The sequence below is a fragment of the Dyadobacter sp. CY326 genome, assembly GCF_021390515.1.
Taxonomy (GTDB): domain Bacteria; phylum Bacteroidota; class Bacteroidia; order Cytophagales; family Spirosomataceae; genus Dyadobacter.
In genome coordinates, this window is record NZ_JAJUXI010000005.1 from 1 (window position 1) to 16253 (window position 16253).

A 16253-nucleotide genomic window follows, 5' to 3' on the forward strand; every position below is an offset into this window, starting at 1 on the left:
CAATCCTCGTTACCCATCGCTAGTCTTTCTTTTGTAAAGCGATCAATTCGCCAAAGGGTGCCTCCATGAACAGCCCAGATATAGCGACCTTGTTCAGCAATTCCCTTGGCCGCACCCTTCCAGCCAACGCCCAGATTCACGTAATTGCCTGTTTTGGAACTTGCAGAATATAGGTTGTTACTCCAAACAATGTAAAGATTGGCGTACATCTGCTCCACCGTATTTACATCTCCTTCTGATAATTGATCGTCGAGCGTCCAGGCCGGGCCATTATCCTTCCGGACCATGGTGGGTTGACCGTTTAAGCTATAAGCTTTAGAGCCATACATCATCACTGACTGAAAATCTAATGGTCCTCTCCCGAAAGTAGGATACCCTGGATATCGAGTGCCATATGTCTTCAACTCTTCTTTTCCTTCTTCATCTACATTTTCCCACTTAACCGTAATCCATTTATCCCGATCATCGCGGGTATGCTCGTGTAAAAGTCCCACGGCATGCCCAATCTCATGAACGACAGCCCTTGAACCTGCGGATGCTACGAGTTTGATCTCCTGCATCTCGCCTATTTTGCCAATTTTGGATGAGTTATCATCCGCTACGACGAACCGGACATAATCAGTTTGATTCGTGCGGGGAACGAAATCAATGGAGGTTCTATCTTGCCAATGGGTAATACTATTAAAGATTATATTCCGTGTCTGCGGATCGAATCCATCTCCTACTTCATAAGGGATGACCCCATTTGGCCAGCGTAAAAATAAATCGCTCGCACCCGAGCCGGCGATGCGGGCGTTGGGGTCCGTGCGTTGCCCGAGCTGCTCAGGGGTGAGCACGATGTCACCCTGCCAGACTGCCTCTCCATTAACCACTTTGTAGCGGATGGGAGTACCGTTAAACATACCGTCTTTATAAACTCCGGTGCTGTCTGAACTGACAATGTCTGTTGGTTTTCCCGGGGTTGTTTCTGCTAGCTTGTCTTCACAAGAACTAAGAAGTAAAGAGCCTAAAAAGAGCCCTGTTGCCCATAAAGGCAGAAAAATTGATTTCATAAAAATAAAGGATAATTGTTAATAAAAGATTTGTGTGTAATCCGAAGCAATTATTACATCATGAAAATGTTTTAAACTAACTATAATGTATATACGTTATTTTTTAAGCATCATGTTAGCATGTAATCTTTCACTTATTTCGATGTAACAGTAGTGTTCCGACCGAAGGTCTGTTGGTTGCCATACCTAAGCCAAGTAAAAACCAGGGTATCCCCCATCCCATTATAGCTGTAAGATCGGGATGCCCGGTAATAATCAGCAAAGGGAACATTACAACAAAGGGGTATAACCCTACAAATAGTGGGAATTTACCTTTGATACCATGCCACCGTTTTGCAATAATCACCTGTATGCCGGTGATGAGCATACCGGCACCGGAAAGCAACGCGCCTAGCGGAAGGAACATGCGCGTGTTCATATCGAGCCAATGACCAAAAATGTAGTTGATCGAATAGGAAATGGCCCCGCATGCAGCAATGGCCACGCCTAACACTTTCCATTGGCTCCCTCCTGCAATTTTTTGCCGGTACAAATTTGGCAGCAATATTAGAATCCCAATTTGCCCCAGCATCCACAAACCACCTAAAACGCCATTCAGTGAATGGCTTTGAGGATACGATGACCAGACTACAAACACGGTCAAGTAACAAGCACCTGGTAGAAAGTAGCAAAGTGTAGCGATGTTGTTTTTTATTTTTATCATTTTATAATTATAGATTATTTTATACCTGCGGTATTACTTGCCAAGCATTGAGGCAAGTATCCTATCGGCAAAGTATGAATGCAAATAGGAACGCTATAAAAGATCCGGGTATTTAGATTTTAGGAGTCTAGCTGCAATACAAATCCATCAGCCTTTTCTCTTCTCCGCGTTTGCGGGCCCGCTTAGCAAGAAATCGTAGTAAAGGGGCTAGCAGAACAAAAAACCCGGGTAGTGATGTGTCACCAATCTCGGCCACCAACGCTGTCAGCGCTAACCTTTTTGGGAGTCCTTCCTTATCTGTCTGGCCATCCCTTGCCAGTCCATACAAAATCCTTAACATATGTTCAAAGCCTTCGAAACCAGGGGTCAAGACTATATCAAATACGATGGTCTCGCTGCCAGGATTAAAAAAGTAGTGCTCAACGCCGATAGGAACCGTAAAGGTCTCACCAGGCTTTACAATGATGGTTTTCCCGCCAGCCCAAACACCTAGATTTCCTTGTAATGGTTGGAACGTTTCAGTGTACTTTTTGTGAATGTGGGCTACATTCTTCCCAGTAGTAAAAAGCTTCACCTGGCAGGTACTGTACTTTCCGCCAGTATCCGAAGAGCGTTTAGTAAAAGTGACAACGTCTTTAAAAATTGGATTGATAATGGTATTTTCCATGCTAATATTGTTTTCTTTCTGGTTGCAAAATTCCACTTTCCAGCTTTTGGTATCAATAGTGCTTGAGCACTAATTTATCTTGATGCTGCTGGTCAGCCTGATCCGCTCTTAATTGCAAAGGCAGTATATTACTAACCTTCTGATGGAGATTGTTGGTCAAGTGTGTTGGCCAAGTGAGTCGGTAACGGTATCGAGCCACCCACTGGTGTTGCAATTGGAGGCAAGCGCCGTGTCTCAGCCTTAAAATTTCACTACGGTTTCTTCCAGACTCGAAGGCTCCCAATGGGTTTGAAACCTACTTCAATTGCAAATGGCAAAGCGTTATCAACAACGTAGCTAACATTAGTGAAACCGGGAAAGAACTGGTTGGCATGGTAACACAAGCCATTCCAGATAGGTATATTTCTGTCGGGCGAATAAAAAAGATTTGAAATACCTACAACGCCATTTCCAGCGCTAATAATACCGCCACCAACGGGTTCACCATTTTGAAAGGCAAGTAAGATATGGATTTCAGGTCTTAGCAATAGCTCAGCGCGAAAGAAACGGTTGTTTGATCGATATGGGACTTGGTTGAATTTTGACCATTCCATTTCCCATAATCCAAGTGCTCTTTCACCCTTGATGTTGACCCAGTGATGCCGATCCACTTCAAGCCTATCAGAAGGTAGCTTAAATATCCAGTTAGCCTCAAACAAAACGTTGAACCCAAAATCAGAGAGATCCAGTGTGTGGAAGCTGTCTTTGACGACAAACTGACCTAATAAAGAACTTGATATTACATCCCTGAGCCATTGACGTTGATCAAGTATACCTTCACTGCCGACTAGTGTAACTGCATTGGGATAAAAGGGAAGGTTGCCTTCCTTGTTTACCCATATGGATTTCGTCCATAAACCCGTATTTCCATAGCTCGAGCAGACAAAATCGCACCACTGGGCGTTATTTAGAGCCGCCTTCGAAACTAAATCTATTTCAATCATGATTATTTCAGCTAATGCTCAACCCCATACCCCGGGAGAAATAAGAAATCAACAATAGCATCAGTGCCATAAGAGGCCCTATACTTTTTAGCACGGGACTTCCAAGACTTGTATGGGCAATAAATGCAGAAACAAATGTGATAGCAAAGCCTGCATAAGCCCACTCTTTACATTTTCTACCCAGTGGTGCCACTAAGACTATGGCACCCAATAGTTTGGCAACAGCCAGCTCTACTCGGAAATAATCAGGGAAACCAAGATAAACAAAGCCTTGCTGGATCTCCTTTTGCGTTAAATACCCATAAGCGGAAGCAATCATCATCACAGCAAGCAGAGATGTCGTTGTCCAGTAGATAATTTTGAGTCTTTTCATTGAATGGTTTTTAGTATACCTGCTTTACACTTACAGGCCAAGCAGGCACTGGTTAGTTTAATTATCAATGGCATGGCCAATTGATCTAATAGAGGTAGTTCCCTGACAATATTTGCGCTTCAATTTTCTTTTCGCTGGTACGCTAAAGCACCGGTTAAGCAATAACCGTTAACTAAGTATTGTTTGAAAGTGCCCGTTATCAATTAGGCTTTTGAAAACTTCTCCCCACCTACTACCTCGCCGGTTTGAGGACTGCATAGAAGTTGCCATAGCCTGCTGGACTAGTTAAGCACTTTGTCTTAGTCCAGTCGTCATTGCCAGCTTGCTCGTAGGCCCCTATCGTTTGTGAATGCGCGCCACATTCTTGCCACCTGTTAAAGTATTCCTTCACCACTCGCTATACTTACCACCAGTATCGAAGAGCGTTTGTAAATGTTACCGAGTCTATAAAAATTGAATTGACTATTGTGTTTTCCACACTCATTATACTTTTCGAATACAAAATTCTGCTTTCCAGTTTTTTGTTTCAATAGTGCATGAGCACTATATATTTATCTTCAAGACGCTTTAATCGAGTACGGTCTGTTCACAGGAATCATTTAAAACTTATTTCCTAAGACTAATTCCCAAAAAACGTGATGCAGATCCTACCTGGGTGAGCTAAGTCGCAAACTATCTACAAAAAAAAATTTATTTTGAGCCTTATAACGCAACTGGGTGATCGGTTTTTTAGCTGATATTAATGAGGTCTACAAGGAAGATAAAAGGTATAGAAGATGAATTCCAACAACTCCTCTAACGTGTCTAGGATCACGGAGAAATTGCAGCGAAAGCATCGCTTCCAGTGCAGCACCTTTCCCTCTGATAAGTGCTCAATAAAATAAGTATTACTGATATGGGATTGGATTTACTGGCAGTTATCCAATAAAAGGTGCATGAAATTAATAATTTATTAAGCATCAAGATGGAAAGGAGTTGAAAAGCCTTAATGAATTCCTTCACAAAATCAGGTCCCGATCATATATGCATTTTTTGCTAACTCGTTAGCAGTTAGATATAATTAGAGATGAATTATGGCGCTTTTCCCAGGCATAATTCAAAAAGTAGTTAAATTTGCCGATACGTGTAGGTACACATATAACTTTCATTGTCATTAGAAGATAAATCTTCGTTCAACATCTCTCCACTTAGTACGAAAGGTCAATTTTATGGAAAACAAATTTGGTGAAATTGCCGATGACAGGCAAAAGAGTAATTCAGTAACATTGAACCCGAAGAGTGCTGAAAGTAACGAAGCAGTGAAATATCTAGAAACTCTTTTTCCGGGCAGGGTTATTCTATGGTGTTGCAAGGAACTTGGTTTTTGGTTATATACAAAGAACACTGCTGCCTTTTATGGACTTACACCAGAGGATCTTGCCACAAAGACATTTGAGGACTACCGCCATATGATTCACCCGGATGACCTGGAAGGTTACGTTCTATGTAGCCGTAAAATCGGACAAGTAATGAAGCAAGACTTAAACCCAGCTGATTGGGCTCAATATAGGTTTATTATCCACAAAAGGGTATGGCGTAAAACCGGGTATTTTCAACTACGCGAAGAACGCATCTACCAGTCACCGGGGCAAAAGCCCGGAGGTCACCATGCAATGATGAGTGATGTTACTGAGGACTACCCCTTTTCTTGCGTACAGCTTGATTGGTACAAAGTTGGTCCCCTAGGATATACCAAGATCAATAGTTATACCCCGCAAAATCAAGAATCAGGTCTATCAGGAAGAGAAGGCGAGGTTCTCAGGTTACTTGCAGAAGGTTTTAGCAGTAAGGAAATTGCTGATCAATTATTTATTAGTGTCAATACGGTCAGAAATCACAGGGCAAATTTACTTCGCAAGACAAATTCCAAAAATGGTATACAGGTGTTAAAGATGGCTCTTAATTAATTTTTTGTTGGCAAAAGTTACTGCTGCCCGTCTCATAGAATCAAGAATTGTATGAAAAGATAGAGGACAATCAACAAATTGACTCAGTTGCGCTAAAACCTACTAGTGCGGTAAGTAATGAAATTCTAGATTATCTAGCTACACTTTTGGAAAGCTAAATATTATGCCTTTGACGCTTTGTACTTGATTATGTGCCCAAGCAAACTCTTCCAGGTTTAGAAGAGTTTGCTTGAGAAATGCAACTGACTCAATACGACCAAGGAGCCCGGAATAATTACTATCTCTAACGCCTAATGGTCTAAAACGAGCTCCGATGCAGCCGAAACGACCCGGCCAAAGATTTATTTACTATCGTCAGGTTCAACAACCCGAAGCGGATGTGTGCTTACAAAAAGTAAGGCGTAGTCGGTATGACTAACTTTTTCTCGAATACCAGTGAACCTTCTGATCATTGATCGATTTGCCTATCCGAAGCGCGTATCTTTGCAGGGATCCTACCAGTCGTCGGATACGCACGAAACAATCTATCCTATGGTGCTCTGCCCATAAGCATCGTTGAATTGGGTGCTCTATCCGTGTGGCTTAGGAAAGAGCCGGTGAGTTAACTGTATCAAAATGCCTGCTCAAGAGTAAATATGGGTGGTAGTTTTTCAATGGCATCCTAGTAATACGCCTAAGTTTCTTCTAAGCGAAAAATGTCTTATGAAATCTTGATTGTGCATTACTTTTTTCTTCAATTATAAGCGCTTAGTCGCTTCGCCAGAGTTACTCGGGTGTCTGTTGATCGTTTAAAAAAAAGTAACGAAGTCTTTAAAATGAAGTATCTTATTTTTACCTTCTTTGCTTTTGTTGCTGTGACAAATTTCTGAAACAGTATTAGGAGTTAGTTTATAAATTTTATTGCAACTCCTTAGCCATTAGATAAAATTGCTAGGACCATTTGACTTTGTTTTTGGCTTGAACTTAATTATTAATTACTTTTAATATTCGTAAACTAGCATTTATTTTAGCGATGATTAGTAGAAGCTTATGGCTTGCATCAATCTATAAATACCGGGATTAATCCTATGAAAACATACCCTACCGAAAATGCTGAGGATAGTCAACAAATGGACTCAGTGTCCCTTAATCCAAAGAGTAGTGCCAGTAATGAAATAATCAAATATTTAGAGACGCTTTTTCCTGGTAGAGTAATTCTCTGGTGCAGTCAAGATCATACGGTCTGGCTGTATACGAATAATGCTGCTACTTTCTATGGGTTTACTATGGAAAAGCTCGTGACATTGACATATATGGATTACCGCAACATGATCCATCCCGACGATTTGGAAGCTTATGATCTATGTAGTCGGAAGATTGTTCAAATACTTGAAAATGACATAGATCCCACATATTGGGATCAGCACCGTTTTATCATTCAATATAGAGTATGGCGTAATCCAGAGTATTTTCACCTTCGGGAGGAACGAATTGTCCAGTCTCCGGGACAGAAGCCAGGGGGACACCATTCATTGATGAGTGATATATCTGAGGACTCTCCTTTTTCTAACGTGCAGCTGGACTGGTACAAGGTCGGACCCCTAGGTTACACTAAAATAAACAATTACACCCCACAAAATCAAAAATCCAATTTATCAAGCAGGGAGTCTGAGATTCTTAAATTGCTTGCAGAAGGGTTTAATAGTAAGCAGATCGCAGACCAACTGTTTATTAGCGTTAATACAGTGAGAAATCACCGCGCAAATCTACTACGCAAGACTAATTCCAAGAACGTCATACAGATCTTGAAAATGGCGCACCAGTGATGCGCTATTTTCCCGGCCACGTCGACTTGTTGGTACTACAGCGTGTAAACCAGATTTACTTTAATCTCACGGGCCTCCGATCCGATTTTAACAACATAGCGAGCAGAAACTGCTTCCGAATTAAGCGTTATATTATACTCCCCGTCAACGAGCTCTGAAACATTCAGTATTTTGCCGTAATATAAAGCAGTTGTATTGTCGCGGTGCAATGCATGTCCGGCCTCATCATGAAAGCTGACGTTGATACGTATACGACTGGGATTAAAAATATATACCGTCACATTTCCATCGTCATTCACAGTGATTTTTGGTAAAACCGAAAAATGCGTGGTCATCGGATTTGCAACAGTACCGTCACTCTCAGGTGCCTTCGCGATCATCCAGTGGGACTCAACCCTAACCTGGTCAGCCCTGGTTAGATCAGCATGGTGGGCGACCACTTCCTTAAACATTAAAGAAAGGAAAAACGAGAAACTCAAAGTTGTTAATTGAATATTTTTCATAACTAAATCTAATTGGGTCAGGAACTTTCCTGACATATTTTTATTGTTTGAATTTTAATTATTGATTACATCCCGGCCTACGATTTTTCCATAGGGGAGACTTACTTTACACGTTTTACGGTATGGATACCGGCATATACCCCCGAAACACCGAGTACTTGGCTTAATACAATATGCCACGAATTGTCGGGCCAGGCTCAGCTGCTGGCGCAAGCTTGCCTTTTAATTTACAATAAATGTTATCTGTTATAAAACGTGCATCGTCTTTCAGTCCAAATAATATATCAGACTTCCGGGACCGTTGCCAATGTAAGCCCAGAAAATATACACCTTCGACTGCGGACAGGCCAGCGTGGTGAATGGGGGAACCGCTGATGTCCAATACAGGTATTTTAAGATAACTAAAATCAGACGTAAAGCCCGTTGCCCAGATAATGCAAGAAATATGGTAAGCCTTCAAGTCGACCCAGGTTTCATTATTCAAGATATCCTCGGGTTTAACTGGCTCATCATCCACATCAGGGGTCGCAACAGGTGCGTGGATGTTAGTTTCTTTGATGAACCCATCGATCATTTCTTTCACCCTTTCAGAAAATTCGTCCCCAAATCTGAGGTTGGTTTGCGCATCGTCACAGAAAGTGACGATGTATTCTGAGACGTTCTCTACTCTTCCAAACAACTTTACACCCTTTCTTGCCAAAGCTTGCAAGCTCAGCGACGCCCGTCCACCGTCGGTGCCTTTTAACAAAGGGGTTCTCAGCTTTCGCATAGCCGGATCGGGCAACTGATCCAGGCGAGTCTCAAAAAAGCCAGATAATATCAGCCAATCTATGATATCTCTGCCCCGATAATGTCTTGGACAACGTGGGACCTTACTTGTTGAAAGATATACTTTTCTTCCGGCGCTTATCAAGTCTTCACAAATCTGACAACCCGATTGACCGCTGCCAACCACCAGCACCCCGCCCTCAGGCAGCCCAGCAGCACTACGATACTCGCTGCTGTGCATTTGTCTGATGCCCGTTTGGATTGCCGAGGCCAAAGATGGAACTTTCTTTTGGCTTTGTGAGCCGGAAGCGATGATTACCTGCTTGCAATGGAATGTACAGATAGTTCCATTTTCCAGTGCTGTGACTACAAAGCTGTTATTTTGAGGATCCTTCTCTACCCGTGTGACCATTACATTTTGCCGAATAGGCAATTCGTGCATCTTTACAAAGTCCTGCATCGAGCTTACCAGTGACTGGGCGGAGCAAAATGCGTTTTTTTCGTTTTCACCACAGTCAAACCCAGGCAATGTATTGAGCTTGCTAGCCGTATTCAACCGGAAGCTGTCCCATCTTTGCGATACCCACGATTGTCCAACCTGCCCGCGTTCCAGAATAGTGTGACTGATCCCATACTGCCTTAGATAATAGCTGGCACTCAGCCCAGCGTAACCTCCGCCTATGATGATGACTTCCACCGTGTTTGACTCTTTCATTGTTTGTTCCTTGTGAGCTAGCATTTAATTAGAGGGCATCAGATTTACATGGCTTTTATGTTGACAATCGGTCCTGGTCGAAATAGCTGATTGATAAGTCCACAGACATATTCAGCATCAACCAACGATTGAGCAAAGCTCGCTCAGATAATAATTCAACCTTTAACTATCCATATAAAAACTCAGTGCCTGCCACCAGCAATTATGGACAGAGCTGATGTGAGCTGCCCGAAATAATACTTATCGTCATTAACTATTAAATTTCTTTGGCAAGCTGAATATTGGCAATAATATCAATTTTCTCACCCAAGGCCAATCCACCGGTTTCAGTCAATGCATTAAATGTGATACCAAAATCTTTCCGATTAATGGATCCGCTTACCTGAAAACCAACCTTTAAAGTGCCCCAGGAATCTCTTTCTGTTCCTCCATATTCTGCTTCCAGTTCTATCAGCTTCGTAACCCCCTTAGCCGTTAGGTTGCCGACCAGCCTGTAGCGGTTCTGATCCAACTTTGTAAATGTGTTTGAATTAAATCTAAACTCTGGATACTTCGTTGTGTCAAAAAAATCAGCGCTCCTCAGATGCTCATCACGCGCGATTTGCGCTGTATTGACGCTAGTCACATCAACAGTAAACGCTATTTCTGCATTCTCAAATTGATCTTGTTCAGTTACTGCATTTCCTGAAAAAGATGTAAATGATCCAGTTATTGTTGAGATAACTAGATGTTTTACCTTAAACTGTATTTCTGAATGCAGTGTGTCTACATTCCAAACGGTCTTCGACATTGTAAATGGATTTATAGTGAATTCATGTATTTTAGATTTAGGCTGCATTTTTCCACCAATTAGCAGCGATGCTTCGCATTTGCTATTTGTACCACTAATAACCGTTAACATGGAAACTGAAACAGTGTCCTTTAACAAAAGGATTAACTATCGTATTGTGCACCTTTTTAGTTTTTCTTTCGATGACAAATTTCTGCATTTAAGCATTTCACAACAATAGTGCTTCTGCACTAATTAAATTTGAAGCATTTAGATTGTAGTAGAAAATAGCAAGATTGAATAATATTGATGATGGTCAACAGGTTGACGCGCCCTTAATTCGATGAGAAGTGTAGGTAACGAAATAATCAAACACTTAAAGACGCTTTCCCCTGGCAGAGTCATTCTATTGTGCAGGCAAGACCATACAGTCTGGTGATATTAAAAAATGTTGCACCCTTTTTACGGGCTTTCTATGGATAAGCTTATGGCACTTACATACGTGGATTACCGCAATATGACTCATTCTGACAATTTGGAACCAAGAGGTAGGCGGACCAGGGCTCAAAGTACGGTATAGTATAAACGTTACAAATGATTTACCAAATCACAAGGATTTCAGAAAGGCAATCAAAGCATCCTTATCTTCTCTTTTTAAATTCAAACCAAATGTGTGACCCCTCACGGCCATGGATTTCAGATGGGGAGGCTTATAGCCGGATGGTACAAATTGCGGATCAAGTCTTTTGGGATCCAGTACTTCTTCAAGTGTGGTGAGATTTCCGTTATGAAAGAAAGCGCTGCGATGCCATACGCCCCGCAAGGATGGGACTTTATAGTAACCTGTACCTCGCCTCGAATAAAGTGTGCTAACTGAGTCGGTTTTTACTGAAACATTAAAGATATCATAGATACCAAGGTGCGATTTCGGAGGAATGAATCCGTTGGCTGGCGTTAACTTATTGTTGGTATAAAGAGGGGGCGCATGGCAGGTCGCGCAACCCGCCTGTTTGAATACCATCCTGCCTTGTTCAAGTTGTGAAACAGGGAAGTCATATGGATTTTTTGGTTCTTTTAAAGAGTAAAGGTATTGCGTTAGGGCATACAGCTGTGCGTCACTATATTTTCTGGCTGCATACCCAAAAGGATGCTTCCATTGACTGAGTGCCGGAAATGAATTGGATGTACCGGTATGTCCGGGAATAAAGCCATTGTAGGATGTAAGCATATCCAGTCCCTGATTGAAGGCAGCATATCGCATTAAATCCCCCGGCCCCTCATTTCGCATCAGGCCTGTATGATCAAGATACTTTATATCCTTGATGCCGATCAGACTTGGGATCGTCAGCGGATACAGATAGGCAAGTCCTTGTCTGGTTATTACCCCGGGTGGTGTGGCTTTAAGTGATTGCAAATATTCGTCTGAGGTAGCAGGCCTTGTTGGCAAATCTTTTGGTGCCCACGGCGTGTAACTGAGAACCTGCATGATGCCTTGTAGTTGTGCCAGCGGAATTTTTCGCGTTTCAATTGTATGGGCAAAACCTCTATCACCAGCCCCGGTACCTTGGCCTCCCGCGATCATTTGACCTGATTTGGTTACAGTGGTATGGCATGAGGCGCAAGACAAGCTACCCCACAAAACCTTGCCTTTTTCAGAGACAACGTACCGATTATATGGGTATAACCCATCCGGAGTAACACGGGCTTTGGTAGCATTAATGTAGGCAGAATCAATGGTCGAGTTATGGCCGGTGTCAGGCCGGTAAGAAACTGGCCAGTTGAAAACAATTTCTCCGGCTTTGATCCAATCCTCTTTGGTTTTAAGCTTTCGCGGATCAAAAACAATTTCAGGTTCCACGTTGCGCAAAGAGTCCAGATATCCCTGTTTCTCATTCTCTCGAACAAAAACAGGGTATGTTTTATAGATAATATGCTCAGGGAGAGAGTCGTAATATGCCTTTGGCGCGTAGACAACCTTAACTGACGTATCCGGGGGAGGCAAATGGAACAGTTTAATTCGTTCAAGATCCCAGGTTATGGGTATCTGTTCAAGATCAACAAAATCTTCTGCTTTGGTAAAGGCAACCAATGCTATAAAGAGGAGAAAAAGGAGTCGTTTCATATCATCTGTATTTTGTTAAATACCTAATGGGCTTTGCCATAAATTGTTCAAAAGTTGCGGCATAAGGTGATGTTAAGCCCAATCGGAATACAACGCGTTATTATGAACAGTGCCCGGAGAAACGGAAGGTTTTCCAATAAGCCGCCACCCTGGGATGTCGCCTGTCACACTATTTATGGCAACAAAGGTAAGTCGCAGTCCTTGGTGACGACAATAGTGCATGAGCACTAGTTTATCTCAATGCTGCTGGTCAGTCTGATCCTCTCTCAATTGCAAATGCAGTATCTTACTTTCTGATAGAGATCATTAACTGGTCAAATGAACTACTCAACGTAGACTTTGTTCCAGGACCTTAACGTTTCTGGCACACAATTGAACATCGCTGGTTCGACCCCTCCAGGCAAGCCAACAACTCGCTTCTCGTTTACATAGGCACTTGATGTCATTGATTGGCTGTAAACCTATATGGAGGAAACCAGTAAAATAAATCTGATTTATGACTGGAGAACGCCGATAGCAGGAATGTTTTTCTGGTGGTACCTGGTAAAATATAGTGCATCTGCACTATTTTCTGATCCAGCGCACTGGCATAAGTTTGCACCGCAATGTTTACAAGCAGGTCTTGGTCGCTCAGCCCAGCAACCGGTGGCCCCCCGCTCAAACCCGATATGCTGACGGACTGGCAAAGGTGTCTGGCCATTATTGTGTTGACCCTGTTAATAGCTTCGCTGACCTATCGCCTCATTGAAACGCCCGCCAGCAAAACGTTGAATGCCCGCTTTTATGAGTCTGTTGCGAAGCGCAATGGCGTACTGGCATCTGTGCAGGCGAATTGCTGCCTGTCTTAGACTATTGCCTTTGACTAGAAAATCTTGATTACTGACCGCTAAAATGATTAAGCTGTATTAATAACCAAAGCACAACTCTGTTACAGTCCTGCCAATCCTTAAAAAAAAGTCATTTCATGGAAAAATCGCTCCAAAACCGCGTCGTATACTTATTTGTTGGAATCTTTATTATCACCACGTTGGGCTTTTACCCAACGTATCTATCAAAATTTCCCGTGTTTGAGGGACTTACTACGGCTCATCACTTTCATGCGTTTATAGCCTCGCTCTGGATCATCATGCTCATTACGCAGTCGTTTTTGATCCGGGCTAAACAGTATACGCTACACCGACTGATTGGCAAATCTAGCTATGTGGTAATGCCGCTGCTATTGATTTCGCTCTTTCTAGTATCCCGCGCTGGGTACTATCGTAATATCAAGGTAATCAGTGAAGCTGAGACGCTGGCCGCGCTAACCAATGGGCTTCCTGATATCCTGTTTTTAGGCACCCTGTTCACGCTGGGAATGGTGTACCGCAAAAATCCATCTTGGCATCTGCGGTTTTTGACCAGTACGGGATTAATGATTCTGGGGCCGGGCCTCGGGCGATTTCTGATTGTTTTTTGCGGATTGCCCTTTATGATCGCTATTCCGCTGCTAACTTTCCTTACCACGGGTGTGGCACTAATTTGGCTGATTCTGGATATCCGACAGAAAAAATCGGCAATCCCCATGGCAGTTTTTGTCGGTATGGGTATACTCGCCTTCGTCATCGGGGCCAGTAACCATTCGGCCTGGTGGCAGGGATTTGCCGGATGGGTAGCCGCACACTGGTTCTGAGGCTGCCAAAAGGTTAGTAGCGAGAGCTATGCAATACCCACTGTTTCATGTTATTAGACTTTGCTTTAGGGTACACCTCCAAAATAGGCCAGCGCGTTGTTTAAGGCCTTTACGACCTTGCCAGTTTCGTCTTTGGCAATGCTTGCACATATCCGTATCCACTAAAAGGCAGCACCGCGACGAAGACAGGGCATGCGATGAGCTCACCGCTTGCAGTACTCACATAGTATAGAAGATTCTGATCGAGGTAGCGGGTAAAGAGTGGGGCGCAAAGGTCTTCCCTGCGAGTAGCATTGTACCGCTGCCCATGCTGGCCACTGCCACAGGTTGCCTGATTGAATCTAAAGGATTGCGACTAATTTACTGAAGAGCCGTGAGCCGGTCCTGCCGAGTTGGCTCACGGCATAACCAAGTCCCAACCATGAAAACAACCCAAAACAGAATTCTTATTACCGGTGGTCGTCGGGCCTTGGCCAAGTGCTTCATTGACCTGGGAAGTGATTATTACTGGGCATGACGCCGAGAAGTTGCAGCATGCCTATCCGAACTGCCTGCCCTGCAATTCTTTCATGGTAATCTTAGCCGCAAGCAGGCTCTTGATGACTTGCAGTCTGAAAGTCAGAAGCTGATAAAGGGCTTTTCCGAATAATTTTTCATTCATTCATTCATTCATTTTGCCAGGTTTAAGCCAAATTGTTGATAGAAATGGAGTCAGCGCCTAAGATTTGCGGTCAGTTAAGCCAGTCGTTCGCAAAACTGATTAATTCCACACTGCTTTTGACATTGACTTTACGAAACTGTATTACACTGAAATAGCCTTACACTAACCCTGTAAGCTAATGAAAGTGAACGAATTAGTTGTTGTCAAGAAAAATTACAAAAACAGTAAATTCCGATCTCAGGTTGTTGAGCTGTGCCGCTCTGGCATATTTTCCGACCAACAACTTTTGAGTCAACTCAAAATTTCTCGAACTTCACTTAAAGCCTGGCATCGTTGGTACATGCGCTACCGTCTTGGCCGCTGGCTTAGGACTAAACCACGTGTTCCAATGAAAAAAGAATCTGATGAGCTCTTGGCATTAAAGCAGAAACTGGCTGCTGGTGAAAAGGAAAACGAACGGCTTAAATTGACGAATGAAGGATTGGAAATTATGACCAATATCGATGAAAAGCAGTTTGACATTCCAATCCGAAAAAAGTCTGGACCCAAGCAGTAACGGAGTTGAGCTACCAGCGTCCACTGGTGGCGATGAAAACATTATGCGAACTGTTTGGGTATGGCCGTCAGGCATGGTATGAGGCCATAAAATGCAGAGATCGACGGGCTGATGACGAGCGGCTTTTAGTTGCTCAAATTCGATTGATACGGTTACAGCATCATAAAGTGGGCGCTGAAAAACTATACTTTCAGATGAAAGACTGGTGCATAGCACATGGTATCAATATTGGACGGGATAAGTTTTTTAACATTTTGAGAGGCAATGGCTTAATGATTCGAAGGAGGACAAGAAAAGCCATTACAACGAATTCGCGACACAACTTGCGTCGCTATCCAAACCTAATTCGAGAATTAGAAATCTCCGGTCCTAATCAATTATGGCCGGGCCGCCGGGCGGTCAGTGATATGACTTATCTTACCCTCACCCGTGGCTTTGTTTACATGAGCCTAGTGACAGACGCATATTCTCGCAAAATTGTAGGCTGGTCAGTGCACAAATCTTTGCAGACCGAAGGGCCACTTTTAGCTCTGAAAAAAGCGTTGAGAACCATAATGGGAACAGAGAATTTGAAGTTAATCCATCATTCTGATCGAGGAGTTCAATATTGTTCAAAGTCGTACATTCAGCTTTTGAAGGATAATAAAGTTGATATCAGCATGACCAAAAATGGAGATCCTTACGAGAATGCGCTAGCAGAAAGAATGAACCGAACCTTGAAGGAGGAATTTTCTCTTGATCGGACTTTCTTCTCTTATGAGCAGGCAAAAAAGTTAGCGGCAGAAGCAATTACATATTATAATCAGACTAGGCCTCATGCAAGCTGCAATTATCTAACACCCAACCAAGCTCATGAATGTAACGGGCCGATGCAAAAAAAGTGGAGACCAACAAAAAGAAAAACAACTGGAATATTACAAATCAACTAGTCTACAAAATGATTTAAAACTCAACTAATCTG

At 42.8% G+C, this 16253-nt stretch carries 15 protein-coding genes; 5 read left to right on the forward strand and 10 right to left on the reverse strand.

The genetic code is table 11. The annotated features are described in order from the left end of the window. From LZG73_RS10625 to LZG73_RS10645, 5 genes are all read right to left on the reverse strand, one after another. Window positions 1–1052, reverse strand: a 1052-nt coding sequence (locus LZG73_RS10625; RefSeq protein ID WP_233848653.1) for a M12 family metallopeptidase, incomplete at its 3' end; no start/stop codon positions are given. 130 nt (window positions 1053–1182) lie between these two features. Further along, window positions 1183–1755 (reverse strand): hypothetical protein, encoded by a 573-nt coding sequence (locus LZG73_RS10630; protein ID WP_233848654.1) that lies wholly within the window; start codon window positions 1753–1755, stop codon window positions 1183–1185. Between the two features lie 127 nt (window positions 1756–1882). Continuing rightward, window positions 1883–2422 (reverse strand): cupin domain-containing protein, encoded by a 540-nt coding sequence (locus LZG73_RS10635; protein WP_233848656.1) that lies wholly within the window; start codon window positions 2420–2422, stop codon window positions 1883–1885. A gap of 251 nt (window positions 2423–2673) precedes the next feature. Continuing rightward, window positions 2674–3405, reverse strand: coding sequence for a hypothetical protein (locus LZG73_RS10640; protein WP_233848658.1), 732 nt, complete (start codon window positions 3403–3405; stop codon window positions 2674–2676). 7 nt (window positions 3406–3412) lie between these two features. Next, window positions 3413–3778, reverse strand: a complete 366-nt coding sequence (locus LZG73_RS10645) for a DoxX family protein (RefSeq protein WP_233848666.1) — start codon at window positions 3776–3778, stop codon at window positions 3413–3415. A gap of 1208 nt (window positions 3779–4986) precedes the next feature. On the opposite strand from LZG73_RS10645, the gene LZG73_RS25555 reads away from it, so the two are divergent. After that, on the forward strand, window positions 4987–5724 hold the full coding sequence (locus LZG73_RS25555) for a LuxR C-terminal-related transcriptional regulator (protein ID WP_304488736.1): 738 nt from the start codon (window positions 4987–4989) through the stop codon (window positions 5722–5724). Window positions 5725–6791: 1067 nt separating this feature from the next. Next, window positions 6792–7529, forward strand: a complete 738-nt coding sequence (locus LZG73_RS10655) for a LuxR C-terminal-related transcriptional regulator (RefSeq protein WP_233848668.1) — start codon at window positions 6792–6794, stop codon at window positions 7527–7529. A gap of 35 nt (window positions 7530–7564) precedes the next feature. Here the strand turns inward: LZG73_RS10655 and LZG73_RS10660 are convergent, their stop codons facing one another. The 4 genes from LZG73_RS10660 to LZG73_RS10675 form a co-directional block, all read right to left on the reverse strand. Further along, window positions 7565–8068, reverse strand: coding sequence for a hypothetical protein (locus LZG73_RS10660; RefSeq protein ID WP_233848670.1), 504 nt, complete (start codon window positions 8066–8068; stop codon window positions 7565–7567). A 127-nt stretch (window positions 8069–8195) separates the two neighbouring features. Then, the gene (locus tag LZG73_RS10665) at window positions 8196–9539 is read right to left on the reverse strand and encodes an NAD(P)/FAD-dependent oxidoreductase (protein ID WP_233848671.1); all 1344 of its coding nucleotides are present in this window, start codon (window positions 9537–9539) and stop codon (window positions 8196–8198) included. A 232-nt stretch (window positions 9540–9771) separates the two neighbouring features. Next, window positions 9772–10305, reverse strand: a complete 534-nt coding sequence (locus LZG73_RS10670) for a YceI family protein (protein ID WP_233848673.1) — start codon at window positions 10303–10305, stop codon at window positions 9772–9774. Between the two features lie 586 nt (window positions 10306–10891). After that, a complete protein-coding gene (locus tag LZG73_RS10675; RefSeq protein ID WP_233848675.1) occupies window positions 10892–12406 on the reverse strand; it encodes a hypothetical protein in 1515 nt (504 codons plus the stop codon). Window positions 12407–13370: 964 nt separating this feature from the next. Between LZG73_RS10675 and LZG73_RS10680 the strand changes: the two genes are divergently transcribed. After that, window positions 13371–14075: a hypothetical protein gene (locus tag LZG73_RS10680; protein ID WP_233848677.1), complete on the forward strand. Its 705-nt coding sequence runs from the start codon at window positions 13371–13373 to the stop codon at window positions 14073–14075. Between the two features lie 538 nt (window positions 14076–14613). Here the strand turns inward: LZG73_RS10680 and LZG73_RS25495 are convergent. Then, entirely contained in the window at window positions 14614–14736 is a 123-nt protein-coding gene (locus LZG73_RS25495) for a hypothetical protein (RefSeq protein ID WP_255697055.1), read from the reverse strand. Between the two features lie 178 nt (window positions 14737–14914). On the opposite strand from LZG73_RS25495, the gene LZG73_RS10685 reads away from it, so the two are divergent. Next, entirely contained in the window at window positions 14915–15292 is a 378-nt protein-coding gene (locus LZG73_RS10685; RefSeq protein WP_233848679.1) for a hypothetical protein, read from the forward strand. 5 nt (window positions 15293–15297) lie between these two features. Next, the gene (locus tag LZG73_RS10690; protein WP_233848681.1) at window positions 15298–16221 is read left to right on the forward strand and encodes an IS3 family transposase; all 924 of its coding nucleotides are present in this window, start codon (window positions 15298–15300) and stop codon (window positions 16219–16221) included. Window positions 16222–16253: the final 32 nt, after the last annotated feature.

What these genes read in the sequence shown, in the direction of transcription:
- LZG73_RS10670 (WP_233848673.1), bottom strand. Translation starts at nt 10,305, where the DNA reads ATGTCGAAGACCGTTTGGAATGTAGACACACTGCATTCAGAAATACAG.
- LZG73_RS10680 (WP_233848677.1), top strand. Translation starts at nt 13,371, where the DNA reads ATGGAAAAATCGCTCCAAAACCGCGTCGTATACTTATTTGTTGGAATC.
- LZG73_RS10640 (WP_233848658.1), bottom strand. Translation starts at nt 3,405, where the DNA reads ATGATTGAAATAGATTTAGTTTCGAAGGCGGCTCTAAATAACGCCCAG.
- LZG73_RS10655 (WP_233848668.1), top strand. Translation starts at nt 6,792, where the DNA reads ATGAAAACATACCCTACCGAAAATGCTGAGGATAGTCAACAAATGGAC.
- LZG73_RS10665 (WP_233848671.1), bottom strand. Translation starts at nt 9,539, where the DNA reads ATGCTAGCTCACAAGGAACAAACAATGAAAGAGTCAAACACGGTGGAA.
- LZG73_RS10675 (WP_233848675.1), bottom strand. Translation starts at nt 12,406, where the DNA reads ATGAAACGACTCCTTTTTCTCCTCTTTATAGCATTGGTTGCCTTTACC.
- LZG73_RS10635 (WP_233848656.1), bottom strand. Translation starts at nt 2,422, where the DNA reads ATGGAAAATACCATTATCAATCCAATTTTTAAAGACGTTGTCACTTTT.
- LZG73_RS10660 (WP_233848670.1), bottom strand. Translation starts at nt 8,068, where the DNA reads ATGTCAGGAAAGTTCCTGACCCAATTAGATTTAGTTATGAAAAATATT.
- LZG73_RS10685 (WP_233848679.1), top strand. Translation starts at nt 14,915, where the DNA reads ATGAAAGTGAACGAATTAGTTGTTGTCAAGAAAAATTACAAAAACAGT.
- LZG73_RS10645 (WP_233848666.1), bottom strand. Translation starts at nt 3,778, where the DNA reads ATGAAAAGACTCAAAATTATCTACTGGACAACGACATCTCTGCTTGCT.
- LZG73_RS25555 (WP_304488736.1), top strand. Translation starts at nt 4,987, where the DNA reads ATGGAAAACAAATTTGGTGAAATTGCCGATGACAGGCAAAAGAGTAAT.
- LZG73_RS10630 (WP_233848654.1), bottom strand. Translation starts at nt 1,755, where the DNA reads ATGATAAAAATAAAAAACAACATCGCTACACTTTGCTACTTTCTACCA.
- LZG73_RS25495 (WP_255697055.1), bottom strand. Translation starts at nt 14,736, where the DNA reads ATGAATGAAAAATTATTCGGAAAAGCCCTTTATCAGCTTCTGACTTTC.